At 38.6% G+C, this 13815-nt stretch carries 9 protein-coding genes; 7 read left to right on the forward strand and 2 right to left on the reverse strand.

Annotation, left to right across the window (positions count from 1 at the left end):
• Positions 1-2 precede the first annotated feature (2 nt).
• The 3 genes from A3I7_RS0108080 to A3I7_RS0108090 all read left to right on the forward strand — a co-directional run bounded on the left by A3I7_RS0108080 (position 3) and on the right by A3I7_RS0108090 (position 3216).
• Positions 3-1661 (forward strand): ribonuclease J, encoded by a 1659-nt coding sequence (locus A3I7_RS0108080; RefSeq protein WP_018376282.1) that lies wholly within the window; start codon positions 3-5, stop codon positions 1659-1661.
• Positions 1662-1941: 280 nt separating this feature from the next.
• Positions 1942-2733 (forward strand): alpha/beta hydrolase, encoded by a 792-nt coding sequence (locus A3I7_RS0108085; RefSeq protein ID WP_018376283.1) that lies wholly within the window; start codon positions 1942-1944, stop codon positions 2731-2733.
• Between the two features lie 288 nt (positions 2734-3021).
• Complete coding sequence (locus A3I7_RS0108090) at positions 3022-3216, forward strand: DUF3272 family protein (protein ID WP_018376284.1); 195 nt, start codon at positions 3022-3024, stop codon at positions 3214-3216.
• Here A3I7_RS0108090 and birA read toward each other — a convergent pair.
• Complete coding sequence (birA, locus tag A3I7_RS0108095; RefSeq protein WP_018376285.1) at positions 3197-4132, reverse strand: bifunctional biotin--[acetyl-CoA-carboxylase] ligase/biotin operon repressor BirA; 936 nt, start codon at positions 4130-4132, stop codon at positions 3197-3199. The genes A3I7_RS0108090 and birA overlap by 20 nt on opposite strands.
• Positions 4133-4652: 520 nt before the next feature.
• Between birA and metK the strand changes: the two genes are divergently transcribed.
• From metK to A3I7_RS12705, 3 genes are all read left to right on the forward strand, one after another.
• A complete protein-coding gene (gene metK, locus A3I7_RS0108100) occupies positions 4653-5843 on the forward strand; it encodes a methionine adenosyltransferase (protein WP_018376286.1) in 1191 nt (396 codons plus the stop codon).
• Positions 5844-6100: 257 nt separating this feature from the next.
• Complete coding sequence (locus A3I7_RS0108105; RefSeq protein WP_026217188.1) at positions 6101-6934, forward strand: AraC family transcriptional regulator; 834 nt, start codon at positions 6101-6103, stop codon at positions 6932-6934.
• A gap of 366 nt (positions 6935-7300) precedes the next feature.
• A complete protein-coding gene (locus tag A3I7_RS12705) occupies positions 7301-10090 on the forward strand; it encodes a starch-binding protein (protein WP_018376288.1) in 2790 nt (929 codons plus the stop codon).
• Between the two features lie 260 nt (positions 10091-10350).
• Here A3I7_RS12705 and A3I7_RS0108115 read toward each other — a convergent pair whose 3' ends face one another.
• Complete coding sequence (locus A3I7_RS0108115) at positions 10351-11190, reverse strand: alpha/beta hydrolase (protein WP_018376289.1); 840 nt, start codon at positions 11188-11190, stop codon at positions 10351-10353.
• A gap of 143 nt (positions 11191-11333) precedes the next feature.
• Here A3I7_RS0108115 and A3I7_RS0108120 point away from each other — a divergent pair, with 143 nt between their 5' ends.
• Positions 11334-13796: a bifunctional DnaQ family exonuclease/ATP-dependent helicase gene (locus A3I7_RS0108120; RefSeq protein WP_026217189.1), complete on the forward strand. Its 2463-nt coding sequence runs from the start codon at positions 11334-11336 to the stop codon at positions 13794-13796.
• Positions 13797-13815: the final 19 nt, after the last annotated feature.

Raw genomic sequence — 13815 nt, forward strand, 5'->3', positions numbered from 1 at the left:
AAATGAGCGATATCAAAATTATCGCCCTTGGAGGTGTCCGTGAAAACGGAAAAAACCTCTATGTGGTTGAAATTAATGAGTCTATTTTTGTGCTTGATGCCGGTCTTAAATACCCTGAAAATGAACAATTGGGTGTTGATGTGGTCATTCCAAGTCTTGATTATCTCATTGAGAATAAAAAACGTGTACAAGGGATTTTTCTAACACATGGTCACGCGGATGCCATTGGAGCTCTACCTTACTTGATTTCAGAAGTGAAAGCACCTGTTTTTGGATCACCTCTGACTATTGAGTTGGCTAAGCTTTTTGTGAAAAATAATGGTCCTAAGAAATTTAACAATTTTCATGTGGTTGATGCGGAAACCGAAATTGAGTTTGAAGATGCTGTAATTTCATTTTTCAAAACAACACACTCAATTCCTGAGAGCTTAGGGATTGTCGTAGGGACGGACGAAGGAAATATTGTCTATACTGGTGATTTCAAATTTGACCAAGCTGCTCGTCCTTACTACAAGACAGATTTGGCTCGTCTGGCTGAAATTGGCCGTGAAGGTGTTTTGGCTTTAATGTCTGATTCTGCTAATGCCACCAGCACAGTACAGACTGCTAGTGAATCAGAAGTCGGCGTAGAAATCGACCATATTATCGCGGATGCTGAAGGTCGCGTCATTATTGCAGCAGTAGCTAGCAATCTAGTGCGTATCCAACAAGTCTTTGATTCAGCAGCTGATCATGGTCGACGTGTCGTCTTGACGGGTCTGGATGTTGAAAATATTGTCCGTACAGCTATTCGCATGAAACGTTTGCGTATTGCTGATGAAAAGCTGATTATCAAACCAAAAGAAATGGATAAATTTGAGGATCATGAACTTATTATTTTAGATGCTGGGCGAATGGGTGAGCCTATTAACAGCCTCCAAAAAATGGCTCTTGGTCGTCACCGTCATGTCCAAATTAAAGAAGGAGACCTTGTGTATATTGTGACAACGCCAAGTATTGCGAAGGAAGCTGTCGTTGCGCGTGTTGAAAACCTTATTTACAAGGCAGGTGGATCAGTTAAACTAATTACCCAAAATCTCCGAGTGTCTGGACATGCGAATGGACGTGACTTGCAACTCATGCTAAATCTTTTGCGTCCTAAATATCTCTTTCCTGTACAAGGAGAATATCGTGACTTAGCAGCACATGCGGAATTGGCTCAAGAGGTTGGTATGTATCCTGAAACTATCTACATCGTCAAACGTGGAGATATCATGGTTTACAGCAAGGATGGTTTTCTTCATGAAGGGGGCGTTCCAGCTGGTGATGTGATGATTGATGGAAACGCCATTGGTGATGTGGGAAATATTGTTCTTCGTGACCGAAAAGTTTTATCTGAGGATGGAATTTTTATCGTGGCTATTACCGTTAATAAAAAGGAAAAGAAAATTATCGCCAAAGCTAAAATTCACACCAGAGGTTTTGTTTATGTGAAGAAAAGCCGTGACATTTTACGTGAGGCAGCGGATTTAGTCAATACGACTGTTGAGAATTACCTAGCTCAAGATACTTTTGATTGGGGAGAACTCAAAGGTGCTGTTCGTGACGACCTCTCTAAATTCCTCTTTGATCAAACGAAACGACGTCCAGCAGTCCTACCAGTTGTCATGGAAGTTCGCTAAGATAGACTTTTAGTGTATCTTTTATGACTGTGACAGCTGAGAAAATATGATTTCCTAATTTCTCATTTCCAATAATTCACCTTATTATTGGAACTCTCTTTGTCATAATGTAATATAGCTTACGGACATTGTTTCGTGCCAAAGATTGCGTAAAGAATGGTGTACGCCAATTGTTCTCGTTTTGATGAATGATTGAGCTGTAGGTGTGACAGTGAGTAAAATATTGACAGAATAGAAAAAGACTGGGAAACTAGTCTTTTCTCGTAAATTGGAGGTTAAAATGGCTTTTTTTAAAATTGAGTACAATTCTAAAGTTTTAGGCATGGAAAGACAGGTGAATGTTATCTATCCTGATGCTTCTGAACTAACTGCGGCTGAAGTAGATGATAATGATATTCCAGTCTTGTATTTGTTGCATGGAATGGGAGGTAATGAAAATTCTTGGCAAAAACGCACCAATATTGAACGCCTGCTGCGGCACACTAACCTAATCGTGGTCATGCCATCTACAGATTTGGGGTGGTACACTAATACCGCATCAGGACTACCTTATTATGATGCCATCGCAATAGAACTACCGAGGGTTCTCAAGCGTTTCTTTCCCAATATGACCAATAAGCGTGAAAAGACTTTCATTGCTGGACTTTCAATGGGAGGTTATGGGGCTTATAAAATCGCTTTAAGCACAGACAAGTTTTCTCATGCCGCTTCTTTTTCGGGAGCATTAGCCATGGGGATGGATGGGCAAGATCCAGCGGCAGTCGTTGGTGAAAGTGTTGCTTATTGGCAAGGTGTTTTTGGTGACTTATCTAAAAATGTTGCGCGTCAGCACGCCTTATCCACCCTTGCGGAATCTTCAGATAAGAAAACAAAATTTTACGCTTGGTGTGGCTATGAAGATTTTCTTTATCAGGCCAACGAATTTGCCATCAAGGAATTAAAGGCTTTAGGTCTGGACATTACTTATTGTAATGATCGTGGTAAACATGAATGGTACTATTGGAATCAGCAGTTGGAATCTTTACTGGAGTGGCTTCCTATTAACTATGTTAAGGAGGAACGCCTGTCCTAAATAGCAAGCCAATATTTTGATTGATACTCAATGAAAATCAAAATCAGACTAGGCGATGCAGATAGAACTGAACTTCATCAAATCAAGTCAACGATGTCTGAGCGGTTTTTCATTTCTTTTGACTAATAAAAAACACTTGGAACGGCTAGGGCTAGCTAGCATGTTTCCAAGTGTTTGATGCTCTATTTTCTTGGTTTTGACAGACTATCAACAGATTGTATGTTAATGATTAAGTTTCTGAGTATCTTTTGATTTGCTGAGAATTTTACTTTTTTGTATAATGACACTATGAGTATTTTACAATTTTTAGTGATGGCCGTTGTCTGTGCCTTTGAAACTTATTTTTTTAATGAAGCTGTCTTTAATGGTGATTATTTATTAGCTATCTTGTGGGGAATCTTTTTGGTGCGTGACTTGCAACGTGTTTACCGTGTGACAAAGTTTACCAAATCACTTTTAGCTGCTACCAAGAAGAAAGACTAATTTCACCACTTTTTAGTGTCTGCTTGCTACCATCTGGGAGACTAACAATTAGATGTCCCTTATTGGTGATATCTTCCACGAAAGCTGATTTTATCTGCTCATTTTCAATAAAGGTCACTTGCTTATCTAGGACAAGTGATTTTTCTTTGTAAACTTTGACTAAGTCATGTTCTGGGATAGTAAAAAACAACTGCCAGATTTCAGTAATAAGCTGATTGCGACTAATACTAGGTTGTTCTTTGAAAAGACTAGTTGCCTTGTTCTGCAATTCTTCAGGGAAGGATGTGATATTAACATTGATACCGACGCCGATGATGATATCTGTCACCAAACCTGTTTCGACAGAGGAGATGGCTTCAGTTAAGATACCGGCAACCTTTTTGCCATCAAGGTAAATGTCATTAACCCATTTGATATCTGTCTCGATACCAGTCAGGCGTGAAACGGCCTTAACGATACTGGAGGCAACCATGAGTGTATAAGGTGGAACTTGGTCAAAAGGGCAGTTTGGACTTAGATGGAGAGACATATAAATACCTCCTTGATTAGAAGTATAAAAATCTCTCCCAAACCGCCCTTTAGCTTTTTTCTGATCGGTGGCTAGATAGAGGTGGGGGGCTGGATAAGCTTTTTGGATACCCAATTTGGCATCAATTTGAGTTGATTCACTTTTTTCATTGAGACTGACAGTGATGCCAAGTTTGCTACCAATCTCCTCTGGAAGCAGTAAATCACCGGACAAAATTTTGTAGCCACGATTTTTAATGGATTCAATGTTAATTCCCTTGCTTTCAAGGGTCTGGATGGCCTTCCAAATAGCAGTTCTGGATACTTGAAATTGTTGCGCTAATTTTTCGCCACTGCAAAAATCGTCCTGTTGGCTGAGGTAATCATAGAGTTTTTCATAGGTTTTCATAAGATTAGTATAGCATAAAAGTAGATAATTTCTTTTAAAAAAGGTGATAAGGAAATTTTGTTAGTGCGATTATAAAAAAATATCACCAAGCTGATGGAAAACGTGGTATAATGATTGAGTTATTAAGTCCCGATAAGACAATCTGGCTTCTTACTATCTTGGTAGCTTTTGTTAGCTAACCTTGGGACACTTCAGTTTTACCTGTGGTTTTGCTACCTTGGCTGAGAAGATATTCGCTGTTTCATCTTCTGAACGGAAGATAGTGGTTAGGTTGGTACTTTGTAACTCACTGGAAAACCTGTTCAATTGGACTAATAGAACTTTAATACTCTTTGAAAATCTAAACGATAGACCAAGTTTAACCTTGATTCACGGTTGTTTAAGTCGGTATTTCGTCTGATTTTCTTCAAGTATAAGATATTAGTTTAGTTGTTAGGGTATTTCATGGAAATCACTTTCCAACTTTTTAGTGCAGTGGTGTGCTAAAAATAATCTTTAATGAAAATGGGGGGACATTTTTATGTCAGAACGTAAACTTTTCACGTCTGAATCTGTATCTGAGGGGCACCCAGATAAGATTGCAGACCAAATTTCCGATGCGATTTTAGATGCGGTTTTAAGTCAAGATCCAGACGCACACGTTGCTGCTGAGACAGCAGTCTATACTGGGACAGTTCATGTCTTTGGTGAAATTTCCACAACGGCCTATGTTGATATTAATCGTGTGGTTCGTGATACAATTGCTGAGATTGGTTATACTAATGCTGATTATGGCTTTTCAGCTGAGTCAGTTGGTGTGCATCCTTCGCTTGTTGAGCAGTCTCCAGACATTGCTCAAGGAGTTAATGAAGCGTTGGAGGTCCGTGGTGCTAGTGATCAGGATCCGCTTGATTTAATTGGTGCGGGTGACCAAGGACTCATGTTTGGCTTTGCGGTTGATGAAACGCCAGAACTCATGCCACTACCAATTTCATTGTCTCATAAATTGGTCAAAAAATTGGCAGATCTTCGCAAATCGGGTGAGATTGCTTATCTGAGACCAGATGCCAAGTCGCAGGTCACGGTTGAATACGATGAAAATGATAGACCTGTTCGTGTGGATACGGTTGTTATTTCTACCCAACACGATCCAGACGTTAGTAATGACCAAATCCATGATGATGTCATCGAGAAGGTGATTAAGGCGGTTATTCCAGCAACATACTTGGATGATAAGACCAAATTCTTTATCAATCCAACGGGGCGTTTCGTGATTGGCGGTCCTCAAGGAGATTCTGGTTTAACAGGACGTAAGATTATTGTGGACACTTATGGTGGTTACGCTCGCCACGGTGGTGGTGCTTTTTCTGGTAAGGATGCGACCAAGGTTGACCGTTCAGCCTCCTATGCAGCTCGCTATATTGCTAAAAATATCGTAGCAGCAGGTCTAGCCAGCAAGGCGGAGGTGCAGTTAGCCTATGCCATCGGCGTAGCTCATCCTGTTTCAGTCCGTGTGGATACTTTTGGAACAAATGTTATCGCTGAAAGCACGATCGAGGCAGCAGTTCGTCACATTTTTGATCTACGTCCGGCAGGCATTATCAAGATGCTTGACCTTAAACGTCCAATTTATCGTCAAACAGCGGCCTATGGACATATGGGTCGGACCGATATTGATCTACCTTGGGAAAAATTAGACAAGGTAGAAGCTTTAAAAGCAGCTGTCAAATAATACATACAGAACATCGCCACATCCTTTGATGGGACGGTGTTTTTTGCAGTGATAAAACTAGTAAGAATCCCATAATCTTTGTTCAAAAAATCTGGGGCAAGCCCATCTGATTTTTGTTATACTGTTTATGAGAGGTGAAGAAAGGAATCGATCCCTAAAGGAAAGCAAGGAATTTAGATAACTCGCCGTTGAAATCAGGATTTCGCGTCGCGTTCCTAAAATTACTTTCACTTTCACATCGGTACTGGTATTTGAAAATGATGCATCACTTTAACCAAACCATGAAATATTTGGAGACTATCTTGGATTCGGAAATTGATCCCAAGAAAGTCCATCAACTGTCGGGCTATCCTTATGCTATGTTCAGCAGGCTTTTCTCCATTTTGGCAGATATGACCTTGGCAGAATACCTAAGAAATCGCAGGCTTTCGCAAGCTGTTCATGATTTGACCCAAACATCTGCCAAGATAATCGAGATTGCTTTCAAATACGGCTATGATTCGGCTGATGCCTTTAGTGCGGCCTTCAAAAAATTTCATGGGGTGACACCTTCTCAGGTTAGGGGCGGAAGTGCCTATAAAGTGTTCCCGCCCCTGCAACTCTCTTTGAAAATCACAGGAGGAAAAAATATGGATATCAAAATTGAACAAAAACCAGCCTTTGCTGTAGCTGGTGTCTTGCTAGAAGCTATTGATAATAGTCTCTGTCCCTCTGCTTGGGATCAGCTTTATAAAAATCAGTCTTTTGAAAGTCTTGAAGCGCTTGGAAATGGTCAGTCTTATGGTGTCTGCACAGATGTCAAAGAAGGGGGAATTATCAACTACATGGCTGGCTATGATGTGACCGATCAGAGAAAAGCCAAAGCATTGGGTCTGACTATCATGGAAATTGAGGCAGCAGAATATGCTGTTATTCCAGTTAAAGGTCCAATCCCAGGCTCCATTCATCGAGCTTGGAAGTATGTCTTGGAAGTTTTCTTTCCTGAAACGGGTTATCGTCATTCCGGAACTCCGGACTTTGAAGTCTATGCAGAAGGAGATATGTATAGCCCTGACTACGAAATGGAACTCTGGATTCCGATTAGTAAATAACAAATGATGTAAAGTTTATTTACGATATTTCTTACTCTAAACAGTCAATTGGACTGTTTGAGACATTTGGGCTCCATTTTTGGAGCTTTTTTGGGTCTGACTACCTTTTTAAGATTACTATATGATGAATATTTATTTTCAATTATATAAAATTTTATTTTTTCTGTTATATTTTAGGATATCTGTGCTATAATATAACAGGATGCAACCGATTGCGAAAAATATTTTTGGAGAAGGAGGATGAAGGGTATAAGTTTAAATGTGATAAATGAAAGGAAGATATAGCCAAAATTATTTGGTGTTTTATTTTACATAATCAAGAAAGCGGTTGCATTATAAAAAGGATTTTTATTAAGGAGATTCTTCATGCTTAAGAAAGGCAAGAAAAAGTCATTTAAGAAATTATTACTAAAATCGGCAGTAGTTATTTCTTTGTTCGGAACAGGTATTTTTGTTCAGGATAGTACAGTTTTTAGTGAGTCAAATGCAGTTACTTCGCAGTCTCAAGTCTCCATGAAAGATGGAACAATTCTTCATGCGTGGTGCTGGTCTTTTAACACCATAAGAGATAATATGAAAGCCATCAAGGATGCTGGTTACACAAGTGTCCAAACATCACCTATCAACGCAGTAGTAGCGGGAAAAGGTGGTGATAAGAGCTTGTCAAATTGGTATTATCATTACCAGCCAACACTTTATACCATTGGTAATTATCAGCTGGGTACTGAGGCTGAGTTTATTGAAATGAACAAGGTGGCTGAAGAGTATGGTATTAAGATTATTGTCGATGCTGTATTGAATCATACCACCTCAGACTACAATCAAGTTGATAGTTATATCAAATCAATTCCTAATTGGACCCACGGCAATGTAAAATTAAAAAATGGGAATGATCGATACGAAGTCACTCAGAAAGCTTTATTGGGACTGTATGATTGGAATACACAAAGTTCAGATGTTCAACAATACCTATTGCAATTCTTGAAAAAAGCAGTTGCTGACGGTGCAGACGGTTTCCGTTACGATGCAGCAAAACATATTGAACTTCCAGGGGAATACGGTAGTAATTTCTGGAATGTTATCTTAAACAACGGATCAGAGTTTCAATATGGTGAAGTTTTACAAGATGGCATTTCAAATGATGCTGGTTATGCCAATTTAATGAGTATCACAGCTTCTAATTACGGGCAACAAATCCGAAATGCTCTGCGTGATCGTCGAATGAATTCAGGTAACTTAGTAAACTATCAAGCCTCTGTTGATCCTTCTAAATTGATTTTATGGGTTGAATCGCATGATAACTATGCTAATGATGATAAAGAATCTACTTGGATGAACGATGAAGATATTAAACTTGGTTGGGCAATGATTACAGCTCGTGCAAAAGGAACACCGCTCTTCTTCTCACGTCCAGTTGGTGGAGGAAATGGTAATCGCTTCCCAGGTCAAAGTAAGATTGGTGATGCAGGAAGTAACTTGTATAAAGACACTTCCGTTGCAGCAGTTAATAAATTCCACAATGCTATGGTTGGCGAATCTGAATATATTCGCAATCCAAATGGCGATGAACAAGTGGTCATGATTGAAAGAGGAACAAAAGGAGCTGTCTTAGTTAATCTTGTTAATAATGATAAAAATCTAAATTCAGAGACAAAACTTGCTAATGGTACTTACACTGACAAGATTTCAGGAAAAACATTTACGGTATCTAATAACCGTATCACTGGTAACATTCCATCTCGCTCAGTTGTGGTTTTATATCAAGGTGAGGATACTCCTTATACAACAAGTTCAGTTTCCATTAGTGGGTATAAAGAAGGTGTCAATCGTATCTCTGAACCAAAAGAAGTTACATTAAAAAGCTCTAATGTGAAGTCTGCAACTTATAAGATTAACGATGGTTCTGAAGTTGATTTCAAAGATGGCACGAAATTAACTGTTGGTCAAGATTTGAAAATTGGAGAAAGTGTTACAATTACTTTGACCATGACAGATGCAAGCGGAAAAGTAAGCAGTAAGAAATACACATTTACAAAAGAAGATCCTAACGCTCAAACAACAATTTATTTTGACAATCCAGATAATTGGTCAACTGTCTATGCTTATATGTATAGTTCCAAAGATACCAAGCTTCTAGGTGCATGGCCAGGAACACAAATGACCAAAGATAATTCAGGACGTTATAGCATTTCTGTTCCTAAATCATATGAATCAGATGGTGTTAAGGTTCTCTTCACAAATAATCAAGGTGCTCAGTACCCACAAAATGTTGGCTTTGATTTGAAGGTTAATGGCATTTATTCTAAAGCTGGTCTAAGTGGAACAGCTTCTGAAGTAGAGTATAAGGAAGAAGTCGTAAAAGAAAATATTCCATTTGAAACACAAACGAAGGAAAACCCAGAGTTGACCAAGGGTGAAACTAAGACAATCTCTGAAGGAAAAGAGGGTGTTAAAGAAGTCATTTACAAAGTTGAATACACAGACGGTGTTGAAACTGCACGTGAAAAAATTTCTGAAAAAACAGTAACCGAAGCAACTCCAAAAGTTGTTGAAGTAGGAACTAAAGAAAAAGAAGCAGACGAAGCAATTGCTAGCCGAGTTTACTTTAACAATTCCCAAAATTGGAATAAAGTCTATGCCTATGTCTATGACAGCCAAGGTAAGCCAGTTGTAGGCACATGGCCAGGTAAAGAAATGTCCAAAGATGAGTATGGATATTATATTGAGTTATCAAAAGACTTGTCTGGCGGGAAAATCATTTTCAACAATCCAGACACTAAGGTTCAATATCCAGCCCAAAACAAAGCAGGCTATGATATAGAATTAGGTCACATCTATGACATTGATGGGAAACACCAAGCAGTTTTACCAGAGGAAGGAGTGACACGAATTACATTTGACAACCCAGGAGGTTGGGATGCGGCGAATGTCTATGCTTATTATGGCAATCCAATCCAGATGCCACTTGGTGCGTGGCCAGGTAAAGCTATGACCAAAGATAGCCAAGGCAACTTCTACATTGATTTGCCAAAGACATACGCAGATTCAGATGTTAAGCTCATTTTTAACAAGCCAAATAGTAATATTCAATTCCCATCAGCGGTCGGATTTGAATTCTCACTTGATGGAGACTATACAAAGGATGGGTTGAAATAGGACTGCTATTGGAAAAGTCTAAGATGAATCAAATAAACATCTGTAGAAGAAAGTTAAAACTCAAAGAAAATCAAAGCACAATAACTGCAACCAGTGCTGATATTAGCAAGGCGAAGCCAACAATAACATTTTGATTTTCAAAAAGCATAACTAAAAAGTCCTCACTAAGAATAAAAATTAGCGAGGACTTTTTGTCTTACTTTGATAGTTTTCTTTTTATTAATTCCTTATTTTCAGATTATTCGATGACTTAAATTAGGCTATTTTTGATTTTCATCTAGTACAAACTGCAGAAATTCAACAAAATGGTCTGCCCAATATTTTTCATGATGGATTTCATTGGCCATGATGAGCAATTTAATACTATTCATAGGAAGTCCAGTTTTGAGCAATGATTGGTAATAGTGTAAGGTACAATCAATGTAGGCTTGATTCATGTTAGGAGCAAATTGTTCATCCGCTTCATCACCTTCCTTGGTGCCGACTTGGATAAAGACTTTACTGTCATTGTTAAGAGGGTGACTGTCGCAAAAGCGCAAAAAATCACGCTCACTAAACCAAGATGCTAACGAAAAGACACCTAGATTTCCAAAAATGTCAGGGTAGGCCGCTCCCATATAAGCGGTGATAACCCCTCCCATAGATGAACCTGCAAGAATAGTATTCTTGCGATCTGGTTTAGTTCGATAGGTTTCATCGATAAAAGGTTTAACCGTATGAACAACCCAGTCACCATAAACCATACCATCGCCACCAACACTTGCTGTTTCAGGAGTTGACCCTACATCAGTCATCCACGGAGCATATTCATTGAGACGATTATCCTCAGCGTTATCAATGCCAACAACGATAATTTTTGGAAATTCTTTATGGTTTTTAAGGGTAGGAATAATCTTCCAAGAATAGCCAGAAAAAGACTCTTTACTGTAGAAAATATTTTGACCATCGTGCATGTAAAGCACAGGATAGCTAGCCCACTCTTCCTTATCATAATCTTTTGGAAGTAGCACGCGAATACGGCGTTCTTCATTGTAATAAGGAACTGTCAGGTAATGTTCCTTCATCTCAAGATAGTAGTTATTGAGTTTTGTTTTTCTCATAAGCGCTCCTAAAGGGTAGTTGCCTTTATTATATCACAATGCAAATGATTTTTTAGAATTTTCAGTTCATTTTTGAAAAATAGCTGCCCTCGTTAGCAAATACATTAAGAAAACGACTGGGAATGTGATATAATTTAGATGTTATGATGGAAAACACACCACGAAAATATGCTATTGTTGATTTGGAGGCGACGGGTGCCCATGCTTCGGCAAGTATTATTCAAATCGGAATAGTTATCATTCAAGATAATCAGATTGTCCATACTTATCAGACAGATATCAACCCACATCAGAAATTGTCTGAGCATATCATTCATCTCACAGGAATAACAGATGCCCAGCTAGGTAAAGCTCCAGAGTTTTCTCAAGTAGCCAAAGACATTTATGAGCTGATTGCAGACTGCACCTTTGTGGCACACAATGTCAAATTTGATGCAAATTTGTTGGCAGAGCAGCTTTTTCTTGAAGGCTTTGAGTTAAGAACGCCTCGTGTGGATACGGTGGAATTGGCTCAGGTTTTTTATCCGACTTTTGAAAAGTACTCTCTAACAGATTTGTCTAAACTGCTTGATTTGGAGCTTTCTGATGCTCATACAGCTATTGCAGATGCCATGGCAACCGCTCAGCTATTTTTAAAATTAAAGAAAAAAATAGCAAGCCTGCCTAAAGAAACCTTAGAAAAAATTTTGTCTTTAGCTGACAATCTTTTATTTGAGACACGTCTAGTAATTGAAGAGGGCTTTGAAGAGGCTCAATTATTGTCAAATCAAACCCATCATCTAGTCGGTGGTTTAGTATTGAAACAAGAGGAAGAACAGGCTTTTGAACGGCACTTATCAAACCATTTTGAAGTCAATATGGGACTGCTGGGACTGGATGCTAGAGAAAAACAGATTGTTTTTGCAGAGATGGTTGAGAAGTCTTTTGAACAATCTCTACCAACTTTTCTGGAAGCTCAAGCAGGTCTCGGAAAAACCTACGGCTATCTTTTGCCTCTCTTGAAACAAGCTCACAATGAGCAAGTCATTGTTTCTGTGCCTACCAAGGTTCTTCAAGATCAAATTTCATCAAATGAAATGAAGAAAATCAGAGAGGTTTTTCAAATTTCTTGCCACAGTCTCAAAGGTCCTCGAAATTATATTAAATTAGATTCTTTTTATGATAATTTGGCATCAGAAGGAGATAATCATCTGGTCAACCGATATAAAATGCAGATTCTAGTCTGGCTGACGGAAACAGATACGGGTGACCTGGATGAAATCAAGCAAAAACAGCGCTTTGAAGCCTATTTTGATCGGATTAAACATGATGGAAAATTGAGTAAAAAATCACTTTTTTATGATGTTGATTTTTGGCAACGTTCTTATGAAAAGGCGCGACATAGTCGCCTCTTGCTGACTAATCACGCTTATTTTTTGGAACGTGTTCAAGATGATAAAGCATTTGCTCAAGGGAAAATTCTTGTCTTTGACGAGGCACAGAGATTATTTTTGAATTTAGAAAATTTCTCACGCAAACAGGTCAATCTGACGCAAATTTTGTCAAAATTGGAAAAACAACTAGTAGAAACGCACTCTTTGCTAGAACAGAGATTATTAGAAAGTTTAAGTTTTGACTTGTCGCAAGCTATCCTATCCTTTCACCGTAATCAGAAGTTTCAATTGTCAGATAAGCAGATAGCATCAATTAAACAAGCGTTGTCTGAACTTACTCTACCAGAGTTAGCCGAATTACAAGATTGTTTTCAAGATTATTTTAGCGACTTTTGGCTAGAAAGCCGATTTGAAAATGAAAAACGCACCGTCTATCTGAATGCTGCCAGTCAGGCTTTTCTAAATTTCAAAGACTTTCTTCCAGAGACGCGCAAAACTTATCTGATTTCAGCAACACTCCAAATCAGCCCACGAGTAAGCGTGGCAGAGTTGCTAGGTTTTGAGAATTATGAGTTTCTTAGCATTCCTAAAGAAAAAAATCCAGATCAAAAAATCTGGATTGACGATACCATGCCAAGCATAGATGAAGTGGCAGAAGAAGAATATGCCAGAGAAATCGTCAATCGCCTGCTTACTATGAGAGAGATTGGCCAGCCTATTTTGGTACTTTTTAATGCAAAAAAAATGATGTTACAAGTATCAGAGATATTAGATGGTAAAGAAATACGCCATTTAACTCAGGAAAAAAATGGCTCTGCTTATAATGTTAAACGACGATTTGACCGTGGAGAAACTTCTATATTGCTTGGTACAGGCTCATTTTGGGAAGGTGTAGATTTTGTACATGCAGACAAAATAATAGAAGTGATTGTTCGCTTGCCCTTTGATAATCCAGGGGATATGTTTATGAAAAAAATGAGTGATCACTTACTTGCCCAATGCAAAAGCCCTTTCTACGACTACTCTCTACCATTAGCTATTCTCAGAATCAAGCAGGCTGTCGGTCGAACCATGCGTAGAAAAGGTCAGAAGTCAGCAGTATTGATTTTAGATAAACGCATTTTTACCAAGACGTATGGACAAATCATTCACAAGGCTTTAAATGAAGAATTTTACTTGTCTAATCAAAAAAGTCAGAACTGCATGCTTGAAATAGCAAATTTTTTGGTATAATGGTATAGATAATGTTTAG

Origin of the sequence: Streptococcus orisratti DSM 15617 (assembly GCF_000380105.1) — a bacterium.
GTDB classification, from domain to species: domain Bacteria; phylum Bacillota; class Bacilli; order Lactobacillales; family Streptococcaceae; genus Streptococcus; species Streptococcus orisratti.

What these genes read in the sequence shown, in the direction of transcription:
- A3I7_RS0108080 (WP_018376282.1), top strand. Translation starts at nt 3, where the DNA reads ATGAGCGATATCAAAATTATCGCCCTTGGAGGTGTCCGTGAAAACGGA.
- A3I7_RS0108085 (WP_018376283.1), top strand. Translation starts at nt 1,942, where the DNA reads ATGGCTTTTTTTAAAATTGAGTACAATTCTAAAGTTTTAGGCATGGAA.
- A3I7_RS0108090 (WP_018376284.1), top strand. Translation starts at nt 3,022, where the DNA reads ATGAGTATTTTACAATTTTTAGTGATGGCCGTTGTCTGTGCCTTTGAA.
- birA (WP_018376285.1), bottom strand. Translation starts at nt 4,132, where the DNA reads ATGAAAACCTATGAAAAACTCTATGATTACCTCAGCCAACAGGACGAT.
- metK (WP_018376286.1), top strand. Translation starts at nt 4,653, where the DNA reads ATGTCAGAACGTAAACTTTTCACGTCTGAATCTGTATCTGAGGGGCAC.
- A3I7_RS0108105 (WP_026217188.1), top strand. Translation starts at nt 6,101, where the DNA reads ATGATGCATCACTTTAACCAAACCATGAAATATTTGGAGACTATCTTG.
- A3I7_RS12705 (WP_018376288.1), top strand. Translation starts at nt 7,301, where the DNA reads ATGCTTAAGAAAGGCAAGAAAAAGTCATTTAAGAAATTATTACTAAAA.
- A3I7_RS0108115 (WP_018376289.1), bottom strand. Translation starts at nt 11,190, where the DNA reads ATGAGAAAAACAAAACTCAATAACTACTATCTTGAGATGAAGGAACAT.
- A3I7_RS0108120 (WP_026217189.1), top strand. Translation starts at nt 11,334, where the DNA reads ATGATGGAAAACACACCACGAAAATATGCTATTGTTGATTTGGAGGCG.